This window comes from Salicola sp. AFF1, from assembly GCF_056783195.1.
This window is the reverse complement of the sequence record NZ_JBXAYL010000011.1, coordinates 66,398-90,765: the sequence shown is the minus strand read 5'-3', so window position 1 is coordinate 90,765 and position 24,368 is coordinate 66,398. Positions and strand designations below refer to the sequence as shown.

20 protein-coding genes and 1 tRNA gene are annotated in these 24,368 nt (G+C 60.5%); 5 read left to right on the top strand and 16 right to left on the bottom strand.

Annotation, left to right across the window (positions count from 1 at the left end; genetic code table 11):
* Nucleotides 1-50: 50 nt before the first annotated feature.
* Nucleotides 51-1,082 carry a GGDEF domain-containing protein gene (locus AC1RQI_RS09565; RefSeq protein WP_481904576.1) on the top strand — a complete coding sequence of 344 codons (1,032 nt, stop codon included), beginning with the start codon at nt 51-53 and terminating at the stop codon, nt 1,080-1,082.
* Here the strand turns inward: AC1RQI_RS09565 and AC1RQI_RS09560 are convergent.
* Nucleotides 1,048-1,794, bottom strand: a complete 747-nt coding sequence (locus tag AC1RQI_RS09560; RefSeq protein WP_481904575.1) for a pseudouridine synthase — start codon at nt 1,792-1,794, stop codon at nt 1,048-1,050. The two genes, AC1RQI_RS09565 and AC1RQI_RS09560, sit on opposite strands and share 35 nt — an antisense overlap.
* Nucleotides 1,795-2,008: 214 nt before the next feature.
* Here AC1RQI_RS09560 and AC1RQI_RS09555 point away from each other — a divergent pair, with 214 nt between their 5' ends.
* Both AC1RQI_RS09555 and AC1RQI_RS09550 read left to right on the top strand, forming a co-directional pair.
* A complete protein-coding gene (locus tag AC1RQI_RS09555; RefSeq protein WP_416633865.1) occupies nt 2,009-2,398 on the top strand; it encodes an ectoine synthase in 390 nt (129 codons plus the stop codon).
* A 148-nt stretch (nt 2,399-2,546) separates the two neighbouring features.
* Nucleotides 2,547-5,135, top strand: coding sequence for an EAL domain-containing protein (locus tag AC1RQI_RS09550; protein ID WP_481904574.1), 2,589 nt, complete (start codon nt 2,547-2,549; stop codon nt 5,133-5,135).
* A gap of 21 nt (nt 5,136-5,156) precedes the next feature.
* Here AC1RQI_RS09550 and AC1RQI_RS09545 read toward each other — a convergent pair whose 3' ends face one another.
* On the bottom strand, nt 5,157-5,822 hold the full coding sequence (locus tag AC1RQI_RS09545) for a GntR family transcriptional regulator (protein ID WP_481904573.1): 666 nt from the start codon (nt 5,820-5,822) through the stop codon (nt 5,157-5,159).
* A 147-nt stretch (nt 5,823-5,969) separates the two neighbouring features.
* Between AC1RQI_RS09545 and AC1RQI_RS09540 the strand changes: the two genes are divergently transcribed.
* Nucleotides 5,970-7,112 (top strand): alkane 1-monooxygenase, encoded by a 1,143-nt coding sequence (locus tag AC1RQI_RS09540; protein WP_481904572.1) that lies wholly within the window; start codon nt 5,970-5,972, stop codon nt 7,110-7,112.
* A gap of 111 nt (nt 7,113-7,223) precedes the next feature.
* Here the strand turns inward: AC1RQI_RS09540 and AC1RQI_RS09535 are convergent, their stop codons facing one another.
* The 3 genes from AC1RQI_RS09535 to AC1RQI_RS09525 all read right to left on the bottom strand — a co-directional run bounded on the left by AC1RQI_RS09535 (nt 7,224) and on the right by AC1RQI_RS09525 (nt 12,327).
* Nucleotides 7,224-10,280, bottom strand: a complete 3,057-nt coding sequence (locus AC1RQI_RS09535) for an efflux RND transporter permease subunit (RefSeq protein ID WP_481904571.1) — start codon at nt 10,278-10,280, stop codon at nt 7,224-7,226.
* Entirely contained in the window at nt 10,280-11,416 is a 1,137-nt protein-coding gene (locus AC1RQI_RS09530; protein ID WP_481904570.1) for an efflux RND transporter periplasmic adaptor subunit, read from the bottom strand. The genes AC1RQI_RS09535 and AC1RQI_RS09530 overlap by 1 nt, the downstream gene beginning before the upstream one ends.
* 89 nt (nt 11,417-11,505) lie before the next feature.
* Nucleotides 11,506-12,327, bottom strand: a complete 822-nt coding sequence (locus tag AC1RQI_RS09525) for a sugar nucleotide-binding protein (protein ID WP_481904569.1) — start codon at nt 12,325-12,327, stop codon at nt 11,506-11,508.
* A 141-nt stretch (nt 12,328-12,468) separates the two neighbouring features.
* Between AC1RQI_RS09525 and AC1RQI_RS09520 the strand changes: the two genes are divergently transcribed.
* Complete coding sequence (locus tag AC1RQI_RS09520; protein WP_481904568.1) at nt 12,469-12,825, top strand: hypothetical protein; 357 nt, start codon at nt 12,469-12,471, stop codon at nt 12,823-12,825.
* Here AC1RQI_RS09520 and alr read toward each other — a convergent pair whose 3' ends face one another.
* The 11 genes from alr to AC1RQI_RS09465 all read right to left on the bottom strand — a co-directional run bounded on the left by alr (nt 12,826) and on the right by AC1RQI_RS09465 (nt 24,283).
* Nucleotides 12,826-13,911, bottom strand: coding sequence for an alanine racemase (alr, locus tag AC1RQI_RS09515; protein WP_481904567.1), 1,086 nt, complete (start codon nt 13,909-13,911; stop codon nt 12,826-12,828). It lies immediately after the preceding gene.
* On the bottom strand, nt 13,911-15,305 hold the full coding sequence (dnaB, locus tag AC1RQI_RS09510) for a replicative DNA helicase (RefSeq protein WP_416633856.1): 1,395 nt from the start codon (nt 15,303-15,305) through the stop codon (nt 13,911-13,913). The genes alr and dnaB overlap by 1 nt, the downstream gene beginning before the upstream one ends.
* 31 nt (nt 15,306-15,336) lie before the next feature.
* A complete protein-coding gene (gene rplI / locus AC1RQI_RS09505; RefSeq protein ID WP_481904566.1) occupies nt 15,337-15,783 on the bottom strand; it encodes a 50S ribosomal protein L9 in 447 nt (148 codons plus the stop codon).
* Nucleotides 15,784-15,798: 15 nt separating this feature from the next.
* Nucleotides 15,799-16,650, bottom strand: coding sequence for a hypothetical protein (locus AC1RQI_RS09500; protein WP_481904565.1), 852 nt, complete (start codon nt 16,648-16,650; stop codon nt 15,799-15,801).
* Between the two features lie 21 nt (nt 16,651-16,671).
* Nucleotides 16,672-16,902: a 30S ribosomal protein S18 gene (gene rpsR / locus AC1RQI_RS09495; RefSeq protein WP_416633853.1), complete on the bottom strand. Its 231-nt coding sequence runs from the start codon at nt 16,900-16,902 to the stop codon at nt 16,672-16,674.
* A 30-nt stretch (nt 16,903-16,932) separates the two neighbouring features.
* A complete protein-coding gene (rpsF, locus tag AC1RQI_RS09490; RefSeq protein WP_416633852.1) occupies nt 16,933-17,370 on the bottom strand; it encodes a 30S ribosomal protein S6 in 438 nt (145 codons plus the stop codon).
* 85 nt (nt 17,371-17,455) lie between these two features.
* Nucleotides 17,456-18,217, bottom strand: coding sequence for a 23S rRNA (guanosine(2251)-2'-O)-methyltransferase RlmB (gene rlmB / locus AC1RQI_RS09485; protein ID WP_481904564.1), 762 nt, complete (start codon nt 18,215-18,217; stop codon nt 17,456-17,458).
* Between the two features lie 15 nt (nt 18,218-18,232).
* The gene (gene rnr, locus AC1RQI_RS09480) at nt 18,233-20,719 is read right to left on the bottom strand and encodes a ribonuclease R (protein ID WP_481904563.1); all 2,487 of its coding nucleotides are present in this window, start codon (nt 20,717-20,719) and stop codon (nt 18,233-18,235) included.
* Between the two features lie 71 nt (nt 20,720-20,790).
* A tRNA-Leu gene (locus AC1RQI_RS09475) sits at nt 20,791-20,877 on the bottom strand.
* Between the two features lie 94 nt (nt 20,878-20,971).
* Nucleotides 20,972-23,041 carry a hypothetical protein gene (locus tag AC1RQI_RS09470; protein ID WP_481904562.1) on the bottom strand — a complete coding sequence of 690 codons (2,070 nt, stop codon included), beginning with the start codon at nt 23,039-23,041 and terminating at the stop codon, nt 20,972-20,974.
* A 102-nt stretch (nt 23,042-23,143) separates the two neighbouring features.
* Complete coding sequence (locus AC1RQI_RS09465; protein WP_481904561.1) at nt 23,144-24,283, bottom strand: acyl-CoA dehydrogenase family protein; 1,140 nt, start codon at nt 24,281-24,283, stop codon at nt 23,144-23,146.
* Nucleotides 24,284-24,368: the final 85 nt, after the last annotated feature.

Genomic DNA, 24,368 nt, shown 5'->3' with positions numbered 1-24,368 from the left:
AACTGGTTACGACAATGCATTTTACCCGCCAGCAGACTAACTTGACCGGTATGAGGCGGAAAAAAACAGACAATCAGGCCAACACGATTCGCTACAGGCTTGAAGCCGATTTCCGCCTGTCGCTCATCATGATGTTCTGTATTCCAGCCGCCATCGCCATCGGCGGATTTGGCGCCTACCGGTTCCAGCAGGGTGACTGGCTGATGATGCTAGTGGATGCTGTGATGGTCACCGTCCTGCTCAGCATTTCCACCTTTGCCTGGTTGACGGGCAAAACCCTGACCGCCGGCATCATTCTGGTGGCCTGCACGGGACCCGGCGTGGTTAGCGTTGTGTATCTAACAGGCATTATGGGGCTTTTCTGGGCCTACGTGGATACAATTGCCACTTTCTTTCTGTCTCCCCCGCGGTATGCCATCTCCAAGACCCTGCTCATGATCATCGCCACTGTGGCCGGAGGACTGGCCCATGATCTGGGCCCGATGCCATTGATCGCCTATACTACCACGCTTTTCGTCATTTCGATCTTCGCCTTTTCCTTCGCTCGCCGCTCCAGGGCCCAGGCCCGCCAGCTGGCGGAACAGACCATTCGTGATCCATTGACTGGAACCGGTAACCGCCGCGCTCTGGAGGAAGAACTATCCATTGCCATTAGCCGGGTTCAACGCGGCGAGGCCGGCGCCGGCGTTCTCATGCTGGACCTGGACCACTTCAAATTGATCAATGACCGTTACGGTCACAGCAATGGCGATCACATCCTCAAACAGTTCGCGATGCTGGTGCGCACCCATTCACGACAAGGCGACCGCCTGTTCCGTTTCGGAGGCGAGGAGTTCGTGCTGCTGCTTGACAATGTGCGCGAGCAGAGCATGATCCTGGCGGCCCAGCATATCCAGCAGACCCTCCGGGACCAGCTCAGCCTCCATGGCCAAGCGGTTACATGCTCAGTGGGCGCCGCGCTTGCAGCCCCCGACGACGACTGGGAAAGCTGGCTCAACCGGGCCGACAACGCTGTCTATCAGGCCAAGGCCAGTGGGCGTGACACGCTCATCGTGGCACCTCTGCCGGCAGGAACGCATTAACCTCAGAGTCGGTGAGTTCCCGGTAATCCCCGCACGCCAGTGCCGGATCCAGGTCAATGGGGCCCACGCGCTCACGGTGCAGCTGGATTACCCGGTTACCCACCGCGCCCATCATGCGCTTGATCTGATGGTAACGGCCCTGGGTCAGGGTGAGCCGGATCTCAGCATCCCCAAGGCGTTCAATATCATGGGCCACAGCGGCGGTATCCTCGCCCCTGAGCATGATGCCCTCTTCCAGGCTGGCAAGGGTTTCATCGTCGATAGAGTCGGCCACCCAGACCCGGTACGTTTTGGGAAAGCCATGGCGGGGGGAGGTAATGCGGTGACTCCATTCGCCGTCAGTGGTCAGCAGCAACAGGCCGGTGGTGTCCTTGTCCAGCCGCCCGACCGGATGCAGACCACGACGCAGCTCAGGCTCAAGGAGATCCAGAACAGTGGGATCGTAATCATCCCTGGTGGCACTGACAACGCCAGCCGGCTTGTTCAGCATCAGATAGCGCTCCCCCGGGTCACGCTCAAGGTGATGGCCATCCAGATAGATCGTCTCTCCAACGCCAATTCGCGTCTGTGGTTTCAGTTGCCCTGTTTCGTGACCTTCAACCTCGATTCGCCCTGCCTTGATCAGCTGCTTGACCTCTTTGCGGGTAAACCCGGTCAGCCGTGCAACGAGAAAATCAAGCCTTCGACGCCGGCGTTTCTCAGACTCCGTCATGGCAATATCGCCCTTTTGGGTTGATGCATGATTGCTGGCGAGTAACCAGCGCCATTCTACATGAATGGCCCACTGCCGATGAGGGCACTCACAGCGTTTCACGAACAGTTGGCTAAGGGTTTTACGCTATTGTTCCCCCCTCCCGACGGGCTACACTCTCCCACCAAGGGCGCGTTGGGCGGCCGGTGTGAACTGACAGAAGGGGGAGCAGCACATGATTGTACGTGACATCAAGGACATCATTGGAACCGAGCGCGAGGTTGAGGGCCCGGGCTGGACCAGCCGCCGGATGCTGCTCAAGAAGGACGGCATGGGCTTCTCCTTCCACGAGACAATCATCCCCGCTGGTGCCGAGCTCCAGCTCTGGTACAAATACCATTTGGAAGCCGTGTACTGCGTAGCCGGCAATGGCAGTATCGAGGACCTGGGTACCGGGGAAACCCATCCGATCCACGATGGCGTTCTTTACGCGCTGAACAACAATGACCGCCACATCCTGCGGGGCGGCACTGAGGACATGCGCCTGATCTGTACCTTCAACCCACCCGTCACCGGGCGCGAAGTACACGATGAGGACGGCGCTTACCTTCCAGACGATTCCTGATCCAGATCGTCGCCCAGCATCCGTCACAGCCTCGGGTGCTGGGGATTTTAGACCACATTTGCCCGCAAAAACGCCGGACTTTTTGCAAATTTTCACAAAATGATCTTTAATCGGAGCGTTTCAACCACCGGCGAGGACTGCTCTGATCATGCCTGATGGGCAATACGAGGTTCCCAACAGCCTATCCGGCCTTCCATTTCCCTGGCGCCCCTTCCTTCCCATACTGCTGCTGATCGGCGTAATGGTGACAGCGACGTGTATCCACAGCACGGATCCCGCCTCGGCGCCAGCAAACCGTTACCGGCAAACGGCAAACATCCAGCATGCTGAACCGTTATTGCTCAGCTACCGGACGGGCTCCATCGCGGAGCTGCGCCAGGCGGGAGAGCTCCAATCCAAGGAGGAATGGCAGACAGTCGCGGCTTCCCACGCCGCCCTCGGGTACAGGAACCAACCCGTTACCTTCCGACTGAAACTGAGTAATCCCTCCAACAGCCCGCTTCAACAATGGGTATCCGTGCCCGCGCCCTACATTGACCGGATACGTGCAGCACGACTGAACACCACCGAAGGACCGCTTCTGCCCATGCGGACCCTGGGCAGTCTACGCCCCTTCTCAGCCCGGCTGATCCCACTGCCATCCTACCACTGGCCCATCACCATCCCTGCAAACCAGACCATCACCCTCTTCTTCGAGGTTTCGGATGTGGGCCCGACGGTTCTGCCCGTCTCCGTTCAGGGCGACGATGGGCTTGCTCACAGCAGCGTCACCCGGGCAACGGTCAACGGCATACTGCTTGGCCTGTCGCTTTTCCTTCTGGCCATCAACCTCTTCCTGACCCTGCGCTTCCGCACAGTCATGCTGGCGTGGCTGACTGTGCTCACGGTTTCCGTGATCCATATCCAACTGGTTCTCAACGGTTTCGGCATATGGTTGTTCTGGCGGGGGCTGCCGTCGCTGGATGCGGTCATCACCACGACCATGGTGACATCGCTCATCGCCTTCGCCCAGCATACACGCACGGCCCTGCAACCCCGCGGCCTTTTCAACCATCTGCTCAATGGGGTCTCGCTTGCTGGCGTCGGTCTTATACTGCTTGATTTCACAGGCGTTGCGGCACCCGTTCAGCTTCTCACCCTCGGACTCGGGGTTTTCGGCTGTGTGCTGTCTCTGGCCATCGCTGCCGCCTGCTTCCGCCAGTCGCTCTATGCCCGCTACTTCACACTGGCTGTACTGGTGATTACCGCTGGCGTCATTGCAAGTGCCCTCCGCACCGTTGGGGTGTTACCGGTCAACGTATTCACGGATGCCGCTTTCTCCCTGGGCACCATTTTTTCCGCGGTTGTGCTGGTGGGTGCCGCGGTCCATTTCTTCTGGCGGGAACAGCGACTGAGGCGCCTCGCGGCCAGTGGCAGGGCCAGGGAACAGGAGCGCCGGATTGCCGTACAGAGCCGACTCGAAAACAGCCTCCGGACGCATAAGGTGACAGGCAGGCCCAACCGCTCGGCCTTGGAGGCCTGCCTGGCCGAACGCACGGACCGGGCGCTCCAGATTGTGGTTCTGCGACTCAACCGGTTTCACGAAATCGGGCATGTTGTGGGACACCAGTTGGTTGAAGGCTTTGTCCGGGACTACCTCACGAGCGTTGAGAACCACCTGAGGACGGATGGACCAGCGAGCATCATCCCTGCCGACGGCGCCCTCGTAAGCTCCATCGATACAGTGCATGCCGCCTTCGTTATCGGCGAGGTCATCCACAGCGATGCCCCGTTCTGGCGACACCTGGCGGATTTCGTGACACACGACTCCCGCTACCAGGGCTACACCTTCAACTGGCAGTGTTCCATCGGCGTAGCCAGTTTCCCTTACCATGGGAGCAGTATTCAGGAAGTGCTTTCGGCAGCGGGCTACGCCAGCCTCCAGAAGCCCCCCATCAACTTCTACGACAATACGGTGGATGAGCACCAGAAACATCAACAATTGCTGATGCTGGACCTGGAAGATGCCTTTGCTTCGAACCAGATCCAGCTTGCCTATCAGCCCAAGGTCCACATCACTTCAGGCCGTATTGACTCCGTGGAAGCGCTGATCCGCTGGTATCACCCAAGATTCGACCTGATCCCGCCGGGGGACTGGGTACCTCTGGTTGAGGAACTCGGAAGCATTACCCGGGTGACCCGCTGGGTGCTTGACCGCGCTGCCACAGAACTTGACCCGGTACGAGACCACTACGGCGCTGGCATTCGGATAGCGGTCAACATCTCTTCGAGGGATCTGGCTTATCCGGACCTTGCGCAAGCCTTGGTCGGCATTGTCCAGCGCCGTAACCATAGCCCATCGGACTTCATCCTCGAAGTAACCGAAACCGGTGTCATCCGGGACATCGAGCATACAACACAGCAGCTGGTTGAGCTCAGACGGCGTGGTTTCAGCCTGGCCCTTGACGACTTTGGCACCGGAACCTCGTCGCTTTCCGCGCTGACCGAGTTCCCCCTGGACGAGGTCAAGATCGACCGGCACTTCCTGACACGGATTCTCAGGGATCCCGACCGGCAGAAGGTCTTCCGGGCAACGGTTGAACTGGCCCAGTCATTGAACCTGCGCACAGTAGTGGAGGGTGTTGAGGACGAGCAGACCGCGCAATGGCTCGGCCAGTTCACAGACCTCAAGGGGCAGGGGTATTGTTGGGGACTCCCGATGATGCTGGCCTCCAGCAGTGACCCAGTCCCGCAGTGACCCCTACGGCTGACCCTCTGCTCACGCGGCATCACGTCTGGAAAGGGCCCGCAACACCACCTGACACTGATTCTCCCCATAGGTTTTAAGGCACTGTGCGGCTCGTGCCGCATCCCTTTCGAGTACCGCTTCTATGGTCTCACGCATGCAGTCCACGGACTGCCTCAGTTCCGTGGTTTCTTCCTTCAGCGCCATAAAGGAGTAGCGCTGCAGAAGGGGGAGCAGATCCTCAATGGCATCGGTCAGATAGCGGTTGGTGGTCATCTTGAGGCCCTCCCTCGCCAGCTCAAAAGCCAGCTCATGCACACGCTCGCGCTCCTGCTGTTCTGCCTGCACCTCAAATTCACGGCTTATGGCCAGGAAGGGTTCAAGCTGGCCGGGCTGCCAATTGTAGGCCACATCACTGGCGAGACGACCCAGCAACAGGAAGAGGAAATCGTAGAGGTCGCGTACATCCGCCTCACTCACGTCACTCACACGAGCGCCACGGCGTGGCTGGATAACCACAAGGTGCCAGCTCTGCAGAAGCCGAAAGGCCTCGCGCAGGGAATTGGTGCTGACCTCCAGCTCAGCAGCCAGTTCAGACTCCGGCAGCCGTTCCTGGGGCTGGCGCCGACCCTGAATGATCTCCCGCGACAGGTGGTGGGCAATGCGTTCGCTGAGACTGGGCTGCTGCGGTAGCGCCATGCTGAGTGCCTCTTCCTGATGCTATTGCAGCCATTCTACAGCAAAACAGCCACCCTTACACTTGAGTTGTTTGACAATTAATGCGTTATGGCAATAACCTGAAATCGCAGTTTTAATCCCTCACAACAATGTAAGGAGTATGCCCCAATGCTTGCCCGAGTCCCTCCGGAAGTAATGGTGCGAATCAAGCGCTACGCCTACCTGCTGGTCCTGGTGGTCCCGGCCATTGCCGCCTGGGTAACATGGCGCCTGACACTCAGCGATAACGTCCTGTTCTGGGCCTGGTTCCCGGCCCTTTTCATTTTCGGGATCATCCCTGTTCTCGATTACGTGATTGGCAAGGACCCGGCCAACCCGGACGAAGCCACCGAGGTTCCGGATATGAGCAGGGACTGGTACTACCGCGTACTGACCCTGGTGTGCGTCCCCATTCACCTGGCTGTTCTCGGCTACGCCGGCTGGGCTTTTGCAACACTGGATATGGGACTGGCCGCCCAGATCGGCTGGGTCATCTCAATCGGGGTGGTGGGCGGCATCATGGCCATCAACATCGGCCATGAGCTGATCCACAAAGATACCAGGGTGGAAACCTGGACGGGGGGCCTGGCTCTTGCCAGCGTGACCTATGCCGGGTTCAAGGTGGAACACATCATGGGCCACCATGTGCACGTATCCACCCCGGAAGACGCTAGTTCCTCGCGCTACAATCAGGGCGTTTACGCGTTCCTGTTGCAGGCATTTCCACGCAACTTCCTCAACGCGTGGCGACTGGAGGCGAAAAAACTGCGGCGCAAGGGCAAAAACCCCTGGGGGCCAGCCAACGAGCTGGTCTGGTGGTACGCCATCTCGGCACTGTTCGCGATTGGATTCACCCTGGCCCTGGGCTGGGCGGGGCTGGTGTTCTTTGTCGCCCAGAGCTTTTTTGCCGCAACGACCCTGGAAGTCATCAACTACATCGAGCACTACGGACTGCACCGGCGGGTACAGCCCAATGGCCGCTTCGAACGGGTAACCCCGGCCCACAGCTGGAACAGCAACTACCTCCTGACCAACCTCTTCCTGTTCCACCTGAAGCGCCACTCGGATCACCACGCCTTCCCGCGCCGGCGCTATCAGGTGCTGCGTCACTACGATGAGAGCCCGCAGCTGCCCGGCGGCTATGCGGCCATGTTTGTCCTCGCACTGGTGCCACCGCTATGGAAGAAAGTGATGAACCCCCGGGTTGAAGCCTATTACGAGGGCGAGCTGGACCAGCTTTTCCGGGAGCAGCGCCCTTACAGCAAAGCCTGAACCGCTAGCACCACCAGGGAGACCCGCCAGGCCTCCACCGGTTGCCCCCATTGTAGAGCGGGCCAACCGGTGGTAGCTCGTAGCCTACAGCACCGACTCCCCAATTGGCCCTCAGTCGGAAGCGGCTTCCACACTCGTCGCGGCATTATGATCCCGAGCCAACATTATATAGAACCCGGGCAGCACAAAGAGTGTGAAGAACGTCCCCAGACCCAGGCCGGTGGCTACGGTCAGGCCAATCGCGAACCGGCTGACGGCACCGGGGCCTGCAGCCAGAAGCAATGGCACCATGGCCACGATCAATGCCAGTGAGGTCATGACGATTGGGCGCAGACGGATTGCGGAAGCCTCGATAGCAGCCTCGCGCACGCTCAGACCACGATCTTTCTGCAGCAGATTCGCGAACTCCACGATCAGGATGCCGTTTTTGGCCACCACCCCGATCAGCGTGATCAGTCCCACCTGCGTGTAGATGTTCATGGACGCCGCGCCGAGCACGATGAAGATCATGGCACCGGCCACGGAAAGCGGCACCGAAACCAGGATAATGAACGGATCACGCCAGCTCTCGAACTGGGCGGCCAGGACAAGATAGATCACCAGCAGGGACAGGAAGAACGTGATGATAAAGGCGTTGCCCTGCTGAGCAAGCTGGCGGGACTTACCCTTATAGTCAGTACCGAAGCCCTTGGGCAGCGTCTCTTCGGCCAATCCCTCCATGTAGCTCATGGCAGTCCCCATGGCAACACCCGGCATGGGAACCCCTTGAAGGGTTACCGAATTGCGCTGGTTGAACTGCGTCCGGCTGGATGGCTCCACCCGCTGCTCAAAATCCACCAGCTGGTCCAGGGAGACCAGTTCGCCGGAGGCAGCCCGGACGTAATAGTCCCTGAGCTTTTCCTGATTGCTGCGGAAGGGCCGGGAAACCTGGGGAATCACATCATAGGCGCGCCCTTCCATATTGAACCGGTTCACGAACCCCTCACCCAACATAGTAGACAGCGTCTGGCCCACGTCCGCCATGGACAATCCCAGATCCGCGACCCGCTCTCGGTCCACCTTGATGCCGGTCACCGGGCGGTTATAGTCAATGCTTTTCTCCAGGTAGATGAAGTTGCCGCTTTGTTTGGCCTTCTGGAGCATCTCCTCGGCAACCTCATTGAGTTGGGCAAAATCGTTGCCGGTATTCACAACGAATTGAAACGGAAGCCCGCCGCCGGACCCCGGCAACGATGGGGGCGAAAAGGCGGCAACCCGCAGCCCCGTTACCCGGTCCATCTCCTTCTCGAGCATGGGCTTGACCTCGAACTGGGAGATGGAACGCTCCGTGTGCGGCTTGAGCTTGAAGCCACCAAAAATCTCATTGGGCGCCGTCGCGCCCAGCAGCATGAAGGACTCCTGGTAGCCGGGAAGCGTTTCAAAGCGCTCCTGCATCTCGGCGCCGTAACGCTCAAGGTAGTCGAGGTTGGCGTTCTGGGGCGCGGTGCCCTGGTAGAAAATCATCCCCTGATCCTCGTCCGGCGCCAGCTCGCTCTGGCTGAAGCTCACCATGAAATAGATGGCCACCAGTATCGCCACCCCGAAAAACGCGATCACCGAGAGGCTTTGGACCGCACTGGTCAATGCCCGGCGGTAGGTGTCCGCCAGCTTCCCGAACAACGATTCCGCCTTCTGTTCGAAGCGCCCGGACTGACCAGCAGGCTTAAGCACATTGGCGGAAAGTACCGGTGACAGCGTGAGGGCCACTACCCCCGAGATGACCACCGTCGCAGCCAGGGTAAACGCAAACTCCGTAAACAGGGCGCCCGCGAGACCGCCCATAAAACCTATGGGCGCGAACACGGCTACCAGCGTGGTGGTCATGGCAATGATGGGCACCGCCATTTCCCGCGCGCCATTGATCGCTGCGTCAAAGCGTCTCTCGCCACGTTCTACATGACGGTGGACGTTCTCCACCATGATGATGGCGTCATCCACAACCAACCCGATCGCCAGGACCATTGCCAGCAGGGTCAGCAGGTTCACGGAGAAGCCCATCACCAGCATCAGGGTCGCCCCCCCGACCAAAGACAGCGGAACAGCCACGGAAGGCACGACCGCGGCCCGGAAACTGCCAAGACACAGGAAGATAACCGCCAACACAATGACCAGGGCTTCCACCAGAGTCCGGATGACCTCATTAATGGAATCATCGATGTATTCGGACGCATCATAGGGAAGGTCAACCTTCAGGCCCGCTGGCAGCTGGGACTCAATCCCTGGCAGCTCATTGCGCACCCGTTCGGCCACATCGAGCGGGTTCGCCCCCGGCGCCAACTCGATAGCCAGATAGGTGGCGGGGCTGCCCGCGTAGTAGGAAATCTGGTCGTTATTCGCCGCGCCCAGTTCCACATCCGCGATGTCCTCAAGGCGGATGAGACTGCCATCCACCTCCCGGACCACTAGGTTGCGGAACTGCTCCGGATCCGCAATATCGGTATCAGCGTCCAGGCCCACACGGATCAGGTCGCTCTCGATGGAACCAACCGCTGCCTGGTAATTGTTGGAGCGCAGGACCTCGGCGACCTCGCGTGGCGTTATGTCCACGCTGGCGAGTCGGGTCGAATCAAGCCAGACGCGCATGGCGAACGTGCGCCCCAGAAGATCCGCCTTACCCACGCCGCTGAGCGCCTGGAGTTGGGGCTGAACCACCCGGGTCAGGTAGTCGGTGATCTGGGAGACAGGCAGGGTCTCACTGTGGAACGCAATGTACATCAGCGCCGTGGAATCCCCGGTTTCCGACTGGATCACCGGATCCCGGGAGGCTTCCGGCAACTCATTGCGTTTGCTGGCCACCTTCGCCTGGATTTCGGAAAGCGCATCATTGGCATCGTAATTCAGCTCCATCTTCGCCTGGATTGTGGAGCTGCCCTGGCGGCTGGTTGCCGTCAGGTAATCAATGCCCTCCGCCTCGGCGATGGCCTGCTGCAAGGGAGTGGTCACAAATCCCTGGACCAGCTGGGAGCTTGCCCCGGGGTACGCCGTGGTCACGGTGACCGTCGTACTCTCCAGTTCCGGATACTGCCGGATTTCCATTTCCATGGCCGAGCGCACGCCCAGCAGCATGATGAGGAGGCTGACCACCGTGGCCAGAACCGGCCGGTGGACAAAAATATCGGTGAATCGCATCAGCCGTCTCCCTGCTCCGCGCTGCCGTCGCTGGCTTCAACAGTGGCACCAGGCCGGTCATCCTCATCCGCTACCTCAACACGCTGCCCCTCGCTCAAACGCAGCAGCCCGGCGGCAACAATGCGCTCACCGGCGTTCAGGCCGGACTTAACCTCAACAACGCCATCGCGAGCCTTACCGGTCTCGATACTGCGGCGCTCCGTGACCAGCTCCCCGTCGTCATTGTCAGTCAGCACATAGACAAAGTCCCCATAGGTGTTGAAGGAAACCGCTGTGCGCGGGACCACGACCACCTCACGCGACTTGGGTTCCAGCGTGCGAACATCGGCAAACATTCCCGGGCGCAGTGCGCCATCCTCGTTGGCCAGGGTCGCACGAACCCGGACAGAGCGGTTTTTGGAACTGACGGAGCTGTTGATCGCACTGATCTCACCCTCGAACAAGCGATCCGGATAAGCGGCTACGGAAACCGTTACTTTGTCCCCCACGTCAACACCGCTCAGATGCTTCTCAGCAATGGTGTATTCGGCATAGATGGGGTCCACCATGTTGATCTCGACCGCAGGGGTCCCCGTGGGCATGTACTCGCCCTGGTCAACCAGCCTGAGACCGGTCTTGCCATCAAAGGGCGCCCGAAGGATCTTCTTGCGCAGCTGCGCTTCCTGCTCCCGAACCCGGGCCTTGGCCGCATCATAGGACGCCTTGGCTTCATCAAACTCGGACTGGGAAACCGCATCCCGCTCAATCAGGTTGGCGATACGCTCGAACGACTGGCGTGCGCTCTCGGCTTCAGCCCGGCGGGTTTCCAGCGCCGCGCGATCGGACTCGACATCCAGCTTCACCAGGACATCGCCTTTTTCCACCATATCCCCGGATTCAAAATGGATGCTCTCCACCACCCCGGGAAGCTCATTCGCCACCTTGATTCCGTTAACGGCTCGGATGCTGCCCACTGACTGCAATGAGGGCACCCATTCACGTGTTTCGGACTCGGTCGCCTCAATCACCGCCGGTGGCTGTTCCTTGTTGAGATACTGCTGCATCATCCGGTATTCGAAGGCTTTGTAGCCAAATATGCCTCCGAAGACGATCACCAATCCGATGGTGACCACGAGGAAACGGCTTTTTGTAGACATAACGTCCATCCTGAATCGTTAGTGAAGGGGGAGCACAGCGCCCACAAGAAGGGTACACAGTTTACTCTTCCGTTACAGATACGTCATGCTCACCTGGGTGTGACCATCTGGTCCCAGGGAAGCTGTTGAATGCCAAACGTATGCCGTATCTTCCGGCAGTTGAGTACGGCATTGGCTGGCTCGAGTCTCATCCATAAGGCCTCTTCATCAACCAGGTGAGGGCGTTGATCCTCGGGGAGCTGTTCCAGCAGGGCCCACCCCAGGTCATGCAGAGAGGTTGCATCGCTGCCGGCATACTGGTACGTCCCCCAGGCCTCCGCGCCACAGCCCAACTGCTGGACCATCGCGGTCATGACGCGGGCACAGTCGGGCCAGGATGTGGCTTGTCCCTGGTAGCGGCTGCTCAGATAGAGTGGCTCCTCCGGGTTGTGCTGGTGGACCCGCGCCATGATGCGTTCCAGTGACCATCCGATGCGCAGGATCAGGTGCCTTGGCAACCGGCTCCGCAGACCCTGCTCACAGTCCCACTGGCACTGGCCAAGAACGGACAGGGGGTTACCGGGATTACTGGCGATATACGGCTGCTGCTTACGACCGTCAAAGACCTGGCAGCTGGAAAGGCTCATCATGGCAATCGCGTGGAAGGCAGCCCGTTCCGCCAGTGCCATGGGTAAGTCATACAACCGGTGACGGGTCTCGCCCGGCACCTGTTCGGCCTGCTCGGGATCAGCACAGGTAATGGCATTGATGACCAGGTCAAAACAGGGCTCTACCCAGGATTGAAGCTGATCCAGCGCCATATCCGAGGGCCGGCTCAACAGCAGCGGCGTGGGCTTGAGTCCGGCCGCGTCCAGACGTGACAGCAGGGCCTCACCGAGCTCACCCGGTTCGTAAACCACGAGTATCTTCAAAACAGGATCACTTGAAAGTCAGAATTGTCACGGGTTGCACGACAGGACAGCATAACCGCCATTTCAGCCAATGCCCAAGGTTCATGTAATCCGTGTAATGGCGAACACACAAAACATTTGTACACAAAAGGAACGCGACTGATGCCAAAAGACCAACACCACCTGGCTGCCCCTCTGCCCGACACCCAATACCAGCGGGCCCACCAGCTGATCCATGACATCCGGAGCCAGGGCGTCACTAAAGAGCGGCGTGATGATCTCTACAACCTGATCATGGAGCTGACGGAAACCGGAACCGACTTCTTTTTTCTGGAACCGTTGCGGCGCATGGGCGCCAGCGCCATGCTCCAGAAAATGGCCAAAATGGGCATCAGCAGCATGCTCAAGGGGACCCGCATGGTCATCCACAATGTGCTCAAAAAAGCAGACGACGACCACATTGAAGGCATTCTGGTGTTTCTGGAGGAGGTTCTGTTTGAGCCTGAAGGCAGCACCTGATCAACAGCCCGCGTTCTCAGGGAGCCTTGGCACCCGCGGAGCCACGCCGGTCAGAAGTTCGTAGCTGATGGTGCCGGCCATGCCGGCCACCTCGTCCACGCCCACCTGGCTGCCCCAGAGCTCCACCGGCATCCCCGGCACCGCCCCGGGGCAAGGCGCCAGGTCCACGGCAATCATGTCCATGGAAACCCTTCCAATCAGCTGGCAGCGTTGCCCACTGACCGCCACCGGGGTACCGCTGGGGGCGTGCCTGGGGTACCCATCGCCGTACCCGATCTCCACGATCCCCATCCGGCGGGGTACGTCCGCAACCCAGGTAGCGCCATACCCCACCGGTTCACCGGCCTCCAGTTCGCGCACGGCGATGAGCCGCGACTCCAGCGTCATCACCGGCTCCAGGCCCAGTTCCGGGCCTGAGGCACCAATCAAGGGGGTGCCTCCATAAAGCATGATCCCGGGCCGCGTCACATCGCAATCCGGTTGCGGACTGTGAAAGTGCGCCGCGGAATTGGCCAGGCTGGCTTGAAGGTCCGGGTGGTCCTGGCAGAGGCGCTGCAGGCACGCCCGCTGGCGCCCAGTCATGGGGTCGGAGAGGTCGTCGGCACAAGCGTAATGGGAAAGCAGGCCTACCACGCGCACGCTGGCTTCCGCCTCCAGACACTGTCGGAACGCGGCCACATCGGAGGGAGCCACCCCCAGCCGATTCATACCGGTATTGCATTTGATCCAGACCCGAGCCGGCTGGCTGAGGCCACTGATACCTTCGAGCTGGTGACGACTGTGCAGCACCGGCTCCAGATCCAGCGCCGCCACCATCGGCCAGTCCGCAGGCTCATGCACCCCTTCGAGCAACACAATGGTGGCGGCAACACCGGCATCACGCAGGCGTTGCGCTTCACCGATAGTGGCAACGGCGAGCCGATCCGTTTCCCGGGCCAGCACCTGCCCCACCATCTCCAATCCATGGCCGTATCCATCCGCCTTGATCACGGCCATGGAAACCGATCCGTAGGCCCGCTGCCGGGCCCGACCAAAATTACGCCTGAGCGCGTCCAGATCGATACGGGCCCGGGTGTGGCGCGGCATTAATAATCGCCTCCGTAATCCCCGTAAGCCAGATCCTCAAACTTGGTATACTGACCGAGAAACGCCAACCGGACTGTGCCAACCGGGCCATTACGTTGCTTGCCGATGATAATTTCAGCAATGCCCTTATCGGTACTGTCTTCGTTGTAGACCTCATCGCGATAGATAAAGGTGATCACGTCCGCATCCTGCTCAATCGCACCCGACTCACGCAGGTCCGAGTTCACCGGCCGCTTGTTGGGCCGCTGTTCGAGACTCCGGTTGAGCTGGGAAAGGGCAATGACGGGGCAGTTGAGCTCCTTTGCCAGGCCTTTGAGCGCCCGGGATATCTCGGAAATCTCGGCAGTCCGGCCCTCATTATTGCCGGGCGCCCGCATCAGCTGCAGGTAGTCCACCATGATCATACCCAGCTCGGTGCCCTGGCTGTCGAGCTCCCGGGCGATACGCCGGGCCCGGGAACGCATCTCGGTAGGACTCAAAGCGGGGGTATCGTCAATGTAGAGCGGCTTATCCTTCAGCAGACTGATCGCGGAGGTCAGCCGCGGCCAGTCGTCCTGCTCAAGGGTTCCGTTGCGGATCCGGCTCTGGTCGATACGCCCGATGGATGACAGCATTCGCATCACGATGGCATCCGCCGGCATTTCCATACTGAACACCAGCGTCCCTTTCTCGGTGGCCATCAGCATGTTCTCAACCAGGTTCATGGCAAAGGCGGTCTTCCCCATCGACGGGCGTGCCGCAACGATAACCAGATCCGAAGGCTGCCAGCCCGAGGTGATGTCGTCGAGATCCTTGAAGCCCGAGGTCAGCCCGGTCAGGCCACCCTCGGTCTCGAACAGCGACTCGATCCGCTCCAGGGTCTCGCGGAGGATGGGGTTAATCTCTCGGGGGCCACCGCTTTGCTGGACCTGGTGTTCCGCAATCTGGAACACCTGGCTTTCCGCAGCATCCAGGATCTCAGCGCTGGATCGACCCTGGGGATTGAAGGCGGAATCCGCAATGTGCCCGGAAACCTCTATGAGCTGCCGGAGAACGGACCGTTCCTTAACGATCTCGGCATAACTACGGAGGTTGGCCGCCCCCGGTGTCTGCTCAACCAGCTGGCCCAGGTACTCCAGCCCGCCACAGGCGTCGAGGTCTCCGGCCTGCTCAAGCCATTCGCCCACGGTGACCATGTCGAGCGGCTTATCATTAGCGATCAGCCGCTCGCTGGCGTGGAAGATCAGACGGTGCTCGGAGCGGTAGAAATCCCCGGCAGTAATGAGTCCATCGACAAGTTCCCAGCCCGCATTATCGAGCATCAGGCCGCCCAAAACGGCCTGTTCCGCCTCGATCGAATGCGGGGGTACCTTGACGCGGCTGGTGCGCGCGTCAGCTTCGGGTTCCTGCGCCATCAGCCGGGTACTCCCCTGCTCCGGACCGGGTTCAGCCCTTAACGACGTTAAGCTGGATCGTCGCCTGCACGTCGGTGTGCAGCTGCAGGGTGATCTCGTACTCACCAGTCATGCGCAGAGGGCCTTCCGGCAACAGCACTTCATTCTTCTCAACGTCCGTACCATTGGCGGATACCGCTTCCGCGACATCACGGCCACTGATGGAGCCAAAGAGCTTACCTTCCTCACCGGCCTTGGCCTGGACGGTGACGGTGCTGCCATCAAGCTTCTCGGCCCGTGCCTGAGCCGCCTTCAGGCGTTCAGCAGCTGCTTTCTCAAGCTCTGCACGGCGCTCTTCGAAAGCCTTGATGTTCTCCTTGGTGGCGGGTACCGCCTTGCCATAGGGAACCAGATAATTACGTCCAAAGCCGGGCTTGACCTTCACCTGGTCACCCAGATCCCCGAGCTTGTGGATTTTTTCCAACAGAATAACGTTCATCCCAATAACCTCTGTCTAAAGTCGCTGTCTGATATCAAGCCAGCTGTCGATGACGGCCACGAGGACCAGCACCAGCAACAGCCATGGAACCAGCACTACAAGGCCTATGTAAAAGCCCACAATCCAACCTGTGCCGAGTCCGCGCTTTACCACGGCACCGTGCACAAGCGCCAAGCCGGCGAGCACCAGCGGCAGCCCCAGGACCAGCAAGAGCAGAGTCCCATTTAACCCCAGGAACTCGCCTGCCGCCATCAGCACCAGAATCCCGGTAACTGTCGGCACCGAAAGCCGGAATTCATGGAACTCCCGCTGCAGACCGCCCGGATTGAAAAGCCGGGCCTGCCAACCCCTGGCGAGCAGGGTGGCAACTAGGGCCAGCGTATAGTTGAAAACCCCGACCACCGCCACCATTACGGTGCGGATCACGGTTTCCAGGTCCACGTCCTCTGGCAGTTCCTGCGTCATGTTGGCGAGCCTGTCGCCATAACCCTGCTGGGCCGCTGTGACCAAATGGTCAAAAAGTGCTGGCGCCACCGCTGGAAGTGCCTGGCCGATGCCAATCGCCAGTGCTGCCCCGACCATCAGGGCCTTTTCCCAGGACACAGTGGACTGCAGCACCGTGCACATGGCGAATGTAATCAACAGCACCACCAACGGTGCCGGATCCATCCCAACCCAGAACCAGGCCAAGGCCGGCAACAGGGCCCAAAGTCCAATCATGAGCCCTTGGCGCGGCCCCAGCCTCAGCGTTACCAGGCCAACCGCCGCAGCACCCAGCCAGAACAGGAACGGCAGCACCATGGCACCGACCGCGACAGCGGCCGCCTGCCCCGGCCCTCGCAGTATAAACCCAGCCAGGCGCTGCATCAGCTGATGCCCGACCGACCGTTACTGGTCGTGGCTGTCGGTGTAGGGCAGCAGAGCCAGGTAACGAGCACGCTTAACAGCTGTTGCCAGCTGACGCTGATAGCGGGCACGCGTACCGGTGATCCGGCTGGGTACGATCTTTCCGGTTTCCGTGATGTAGCTGCGCAGTGTCTCGAGATCCTTGTAATCGATCTCCTTGACCCCTTCCGCAGTAAAACGGCAGAACTTACGACGTCTGAAAAAACGAGCCATGAATCGGTATCCTCAGTTCACTGATGCGTGTTACTCGGCGCTTTCGCCGGTTTCCTCGGTATTGGCGGCAGCGTCGCCCTCTTCCTTCTCACCCGAATCGTCAGAAGTGGTCTGGCGGCGCGGCTTGTCGTCACCCCGCTCTTCGCGGTTCTCGGCCGCCTTCATGGGCGAGGGTTCGGTCACCGCCTCATCCTTGCGCACGATCAGATCGCGGATGACCGCGTCATTGAACCGGAAGTTGTGCTGCAGCTCACCCAGCGCCTCCTGGGTGCATTCGATGTTCATGAGGATGTAGTGGGCCTTATGGATCTTCTTGATCGGATAGGCCAGCTGGCGCCGTCCCCAGTCCTCAACCCGGTGGACCGTACCGCCATCGTCGGTCACGAGCTTGGAATAGCGCTCGATCATGGCGGGTACCTGTTCGCTCTGGTCAGGATGAACCAGTGTCACGATTTCGTAATGACGCATTGTCGCTCCTTACGGTTTGAGCAGCCTCCGGTCCGTTGCCGGAAGCAAGGAGTGGTGTTGACCCCGAAAAACGGGATCGCACATTTTAGGCGCCGCGTGCGCTGGATGCAATCGTACGCTGACGGCGGGCTTCAAAAAGGCAAACGCCCGTGGCGACGGACACGTTCAGGGAGCTGACCAGCCCAGCCATCGGCAGATGGCCCAGCTGGTCGCAGTGTTCCCGGGTCAGGCGCCGCATGCCCTTGCCCTCGGCGCCCATCACCAAGGCCAGGGGGCCGGTCAGCGCCAGGTCATGGATGCCCGTTTCAGCGGCATCCGAGGTGCCAGTAAACCAGATGCCCAGATCCTGGCACCGACGCATAAAGCGCGCCAGGTTGGTCGCCCGCACAAGGGGGATGGACTCCGCGGCGCCGCTGGCCACCTTCATGGCGACCCCATTAAGGGGCGCGGCGTTATCCTTTGGAACAACCACGGCATCCACACCAGCCGCATCCGCCGTGCGCATGCAAGCCCCAAGGTTGTGCGGATCCGTTACCCCGTCGAGAAGCAGAATGAACGGGTGATGGGCCTGCGCCTCAAGGCGCTCCAGCAGCTCATCCTCGCCCAGCGCGACCGGTGGTTTGGTCACGGCTACGACCCCCTGATGATTCTCCCCACCAGAGGCCTCGTCCAGAACCCGGCGCTGGCACTGTTCCACGGCCACACCGAATTCATCCGCCAGCTGGCGGACGCGTTTCAGTCGGCCATCCTCCCGACCCTGCTGCAGCTTCAGGCTGCGCACCCGCTCTGGGTGCTTCTCCAGAAGCGTGGTCACCGCGTGCCAGCCAAACAGGGTATGCTGTGCCATGATTCGAACTCCGGGTCAGCCTTCGCTCTTGCCGCCACCACCACGACCACCGCGTCGCCGCCGGCGGCCACTGGATTTCTTTTTGGGCTCGGACGCCTCACCCGAAGCGCCCGCATTTTCCTGCTTGGCATCACCGCCTTTCTTCTGGCTACCCTGCTCCTTCCTGCCGCCACCTTTCTTGCGGTTTCCGGAGCCCTTGCCACCACCCTTTTTCGAGTCCGGCACAGCGTCTTCCAGTTCCAGGTCGATCTTGCGGTCATCCAGATCCACCCGGACCACCCGAACCCGGACCTGGTCGCCAAGACGGTAGGTGCGACCCGTGTGCTCACCAACCAGGGTATGGCGGATCCGGTCAAAGTGGAAGAAATCACCGCCCAGCGCGGAAATATGCACCAGCCCCTCGGTGTAGACTCCCCCCAGCTGTACAAAGAGACCAAAACCGGTCACCGATGCGATGACGCCGTCAAATACCTCGCCAACATGGCCCTGAAGGAACTCACACTTGAGCCATGCCTCAACGTCACGGGTCGCGTCCTCGGCCCGGCGTTCGGTCATGGAACAGTGTTCGCCAAGCTGCTGGATGCGATCCGGGGAATAACCGTATTGCGCCAACTCCGGATCCGCCTTCTCGGCGGGGACCACGGTCTTCGCCTTCTTCTGGCTGCCGAACAGGGCTTTGATGCCCGCAACGGCACCGCCTTTCGCCCGGCGATGGATCACCGACTTGATGCCGCGGTGGATCAGCAGGTCCGGATAACGGCGAATGGGCGAGGTGAAATGGGCATACTCGTCAAAACCAAGACCAAAGTGCCCGCGCTGCTCAGCGCTGTAGACCGCCTGCTTCATGGAACGCAGCATCACGGTCTGGATGATGTGCGCATCCGGACGGTTCTGCACCTGGCTGAGCACCTTCTGGTAATCCTGGGGTTCCGGGTCATCGCCGCCCGGCAGGTCCAGGCCCAGCCCACTGAGGAACTGGCGCACATCGGCCAGCCGCTCCGGCGAGGGCGAGTCATGCACGCGAAACAAAGCCGGGATGCGGTGCAGTTTCATGAACCGCGCCGTAGCCACGTTGGCGCACAGCATGCACTCCTCGATCAGCTTGTGCGCCTCATTGCGCTCAACCGGAACGATCTCGCGGATCTTGCGGTCGCGGTCAAACCGGATCTCGGTGTCCGTGGTCTCGAAATCAATGGCGCCACGCTGTTCGCGCGCCTGGCGCAGCATGCGGTAGCAGTCATGGAGTGTCTCCAGGTGCGGCACCACCTGGCTGTACTCGCTCCGCAGCGACTGCCCCTGCTCCGAATCGGGATGCTCCAGAATGGCGCTGACCTTGTCGTAGGTCAGGCGTGCATGGGAATGCATGACTGCCTCGTAGAAGCAGTACTGTGTAATGCGCCCCTCCCGGCTCAGGTTCATGTCCGCCACCATGCACAGGCGATCAACGCCGGGGTTCAGCGAACAAAGGCCATTGGAGAGCTTTTCCGGCAGCATGGGCACGACGTGGTCCGGGAAATACACCGAGTTACCGCGATTCTGGGCTTCCAGATCCAGTGGCGTTTCCGGGCGTACGTACCAGGCCACATCCGCAATCGCGACGATCAGGCGGTAGCCACCCCCTTTGCGCTTCTCGGCGTAGACCGCATCGTCGAAGTCACGGGCGCTTTCACCATCAATCGTGACCAGCGGCAGGTCCCGCAGATCCACACGCCCCCGCTTGGCTTCCGCCGACACTTCCTCCGGGATGCTGCGCGCCTGTTCGGTCACGGCCGGGGGCCACTGGTCCGGAATGCCATAGGAACGAATGGCCACGGTGATCTCCATCCCCGGCGCCATGTGATTGCCCAGGATTTCGACCACACGCCCTACCGGCTTATTGCGGACAGTGGGCTGCTTGTCGATCGTGACCGTCACATACTGGCCATGACCCGCGCCCTGGCAGGCTTCTTCCGGCACCAGCATTTCCTGGTTGATGCGGCTGTTCTCCGGGATCACCATGGAAACACCGTCCTCGCGCTGCATACGGCCCACCACCTGTGTGGTGTTACGCTCCAGCACCTCCACGATGACCGCTTCGCGCTTGCCACGGGCGTCCCGTTGATCCTCACGCACCAGGACCCGGTCGCCATGAAACACCTGCCGCATCTGGCGGGCGTTCAGGAAAAGGTCGTCGCCACCGCCCTCGGGGACAACAAACCCGAAGCCATCACGGTGTCCCTGGACATGCCCACGCGTGAGATCCGCCTCGGAAATGGGCAGATAGGCGCCACGCCGGTTGCAGATCAGCTGACCATCCCGCGCCATGGCGATCAGTCGCCGGCGCAACCCCTCAATAAGGTCTTCATCATCCAGATCAAACTCTTCACAGAGTTTCTGGTGGGTTGCCGGGGCTCCCCGCTTCTTGAGGTGATCCAGAATCACTTCCCGGCTGTAGACTGGTTTTTCGTACTTCTGGGATTCACGATCCGCGTTAGGGTCGTCCTGAGGGGTTCCTGAGGCCATTGATTCCGCCTGTGACTGTTTGTTCTTGGATCTCAATTAATGAGACAGGAGAGAAGGGGAGGATAAAAGAGTGGTGCCGAGGAGTGGACTTGAACCACCACGTCCTTACGGACACTAGCACCTGAAGCTAGCGCGTCTACCATTTCCGCCACCTCGGCACGAGGCATCTGGTTGTGTTCGGGCGCTGCCCGAATATGGCGTGTACTTTAATGGGACTTTCCGGCCCTGTCAAACATTTTTTGGATTTTCCGCTTACTGGCCTTCTGTACCCGTGCTCTCGAGGTAGTCAGCAAAACGCCGGTAATCGTACGCCACGTAAAGACGCATCTCCGCCGGGTTCGGCGTCACAGCGAAAGCGTTGCTTTCCGCGCCGCCACACCACCGGTTTTCTGGCTGAAAGGGCTCAACAGCCAGAACCCTGACGGAGCGTACCCGATCCGGCTGCTCAAAACCAGCCGGGCTGTCCTTGCCGTCAGTAACGTATTCGTATTCTCGCAGTATCAGCCCGCCCTCTTCGTTTTCGGGGTTGGGATCGGGATAGGTCTCCGCCATGACCCGGAACGCCAACCGCCCGTCGGGTTCCGCCCTCAGGTGGCCATACCGGGTAACCTCGACGACACTGTCCGTGTTGGCAGCGTCCACGGTCACAGTCTGTTGTTTGTTGATGTGCTGGATTGTCTCCCCGGAGCAGCCACTGACGTCCGACAGCGAGCCGTAATCAAGCGTGACAGCGCTGCTCCCCGACACGGATGACCAGAGCGGCAGGTTGAGCGGGGCCTGAGTGACACCAGGCCCTGTGCTGACCCCAAGGGCCGCATCCCTCGCCCCGGATCCTGAGGTCCCTGGCGGCCGGCGCACCAGTTCGTAGCTGCTGTCCCCGCCGCCATCGCCAGGCGCGACATAAACCCGTTCCATGACACCATCCAGTTCTGACGCACTGCTGTCACTCCCAAACTGGGTTGAATCCAGGCCAATACGGGGCGCACGCCAGTCAACAGAACCGCCTTCTCCGGAAAAGCGTTCGTCCAGATCAGTGGGCGTCAGGTCGTCACGGCTCAGGCTTTCCTCAAGAACAGTCCCCGTATCAATCGACAGATACGGCGTATGCCCAAGAGCTACCGGATTGCCGCTATCAGCGCCATTGTCACCGGTAAGGAATGCGAATGCGCTCAACGAGGGCCGGGTCCGCCCCCGCACCCCAATCCGGCGCAGCTCGCCTCCCAGGGCGTAATCCAGGAAGACCTGGGCGCTGAGGCGACCGGTCCCCACGGGATCCTCTGGATCAAACCCGGACGCGGCGTCCGCGCCCTCGCCCGGAATGTAGTAACGCTGCCCTACTGCCACATAGGGGTTGCGCAGATCCGGCTGGTAATTGCGGATGCTGTCCAGCTGGTTATTCGGCGGAAGGGTATAGCGGCCGGGATCCCCATCGCCAATGGCCGCATCCACCTCTGCGATGACGCTGGCGGCCTGATCCAGAGCCAGGGAGCCGATCACGCGCAAGTCATGGGGCTCAAAGAAGGCCTCTCCCGGTGTGGGGCTGTCCAGATTTCCGAGCCCCGACCGGATCTGCGCACTGATGCGCTCCGGAACCTGTGCCTGCATCAACCGCCTGAGGGCCGTGGCGTAATGGGGCAACCGGCCTGGGTGCTCCAGATTCAGGTAATCCTGGTAGGGACTGACATCCGCCCTGCCCCCAAAAACCTCATTCTGCAGCAAACGGCTTGCTGCCTGGGATGCGTCCATCCCATCGTCACCCAGCCACCGCTGCGCCTGCGCCAGGGTGGAGAAAGGCGTGACGGTTGTGATGCCGGGGGGAGCACTGAGAAAAAAGGCCCTGTCGATGATTTCCCCGCCATTGGTGGTCACGCCGGGAACCCCAATCGCCATCAACGGGTACGCCTCGGGCTCCATATCCGGGGCATCCGTCTTGGCAAACGCCAGGCTGCTGACGTCCATGGCAACATTGCCCTGTGCGCCGGTAACCGCCCAGGGCTCCTCGATGGGGAAATCCTCGGGGCCGAGCCCCAACCGACTCTCGTCGTCCTCATCGTCCTCGTCGTCCAGGAAATCATCCCGGTACTCCTGGTAATCATAGGTCGAAAACGTCTGGTCACCATCCATGTCCAGCCAGACAAAAGCACCATCCAGGTTGCCATTGATAACCCGGGCACTGTAGGTATCCGGCTCTCCGGCTTCCGGGTTGCCTTCTTTGGGCTTGATGTCTTCCCCGAACTCATCGGATTCGCTGTTGCCAAAGCAGCCTGAAAGCGCTGCCAGGCTCAGCAGTGTTAGACCCGCCCGGAAGATGTGTCTGGTCATGGAGGCGCCACCCGTTGTCCGCATTGCGCTAGTGTCCTGACGGGACTCTAACGGATGGACGCGCCCTGTACCTTGATCCGCTTGGCAATTATGAAGCCCGGATCAAAACGAACGGGCAACGATTTCCTTCATGATTTCGTTGGTCCCGGCATAGATGCGTTGCACCCGGGAATCCGCCCAGGCTCGGGCAATGGGGTATTCAGTCATGTACCCGTAGCCCCCGAACAGCTGCAGGCATTCGTCCATGACCCGGCATTGCAGGTCGGTGCTCCACTGCTTGAGCATGGCAGCGGTGGGCACATCCAGCTTGCCCTCAAGATGCAACTCCAGGCAGCGGTCCACAAAGGTTCGCCCGGCCGTAATATCCGCCTTCAGCTCCGCCAGCTTGAAGCGGGTATTCTGGAAGCCGATGATGGGCTTATCGAACGCCTTGCGCGCCTTCACATAATCCAGGGTCCACTGGAAGGCGCCTTCACAGGCGGCCAGCGCCACCAGCCCCACCAGCAACCGTTCCTGGGGCAACTCCTGCATCAGCTGCATGAACCCTTGCCCCTCCGCACTGCCCAGCAGGTTCTCCCTGGGGACCTTTACGTCCTGAAAGAACAGTTCCGAGGTGTCCTGCGCCTTCATGCCAACCTTATCCAGGTTGCGGCCCTTATCAAAGCCGGGCCAGTCCGCCTCCACGAGGAACAGGCTGGTTCCCTTGGCGCCCTCCTTGGGATCGGTCTTGGCCACCACAATCACGAGATCCGCCATCTGGCCGTTGGTAATGAAGGTCTTGGAGCCGTTGAGCACGTAGTACTCGCCATCCCAGATGGCGGACGTGCGGATCCCCTGCAGGTCGGAGCCGGCCCCGGGCTCGGTCATGGCGATGGCGGTGATCATCTCGCCCCGGGCCATTTTCGGCAGATACGTCTGCTTCTGTTCCTCGGTCCCGTAATGGTGGATGTAAGGGGCCACAATGTCCGAATGCAGAAAAAAGCCAATGCCCGACAGCCCCAACCGGCTGGCTTCCTCCATAACCACCGCACTGTAGCGGAAATCCACCCCGGCACCGCCGTACTCTTCCGGCAACGAGGGGCACAGCAGGCCCAGCTCGGCCGCCATGATCCAGACCTCACGACTGACCTGCCCCGCCTTTTCCCACTGGTCGTGGTAGGGCACCGCTTCGTTCTGGTAGAAACGCACCACGGTATCGCGGAACTGGTTGACGTCGCTGTCGTAGATCGGGCGTGAAAGCATTGGGCTGGCTCCGGTATTGGTTGTTATCGGTCGCACTCAGTGTCGCGAGCCGCCGGAACCGCCACAATGACCAAAGCGTTCAATC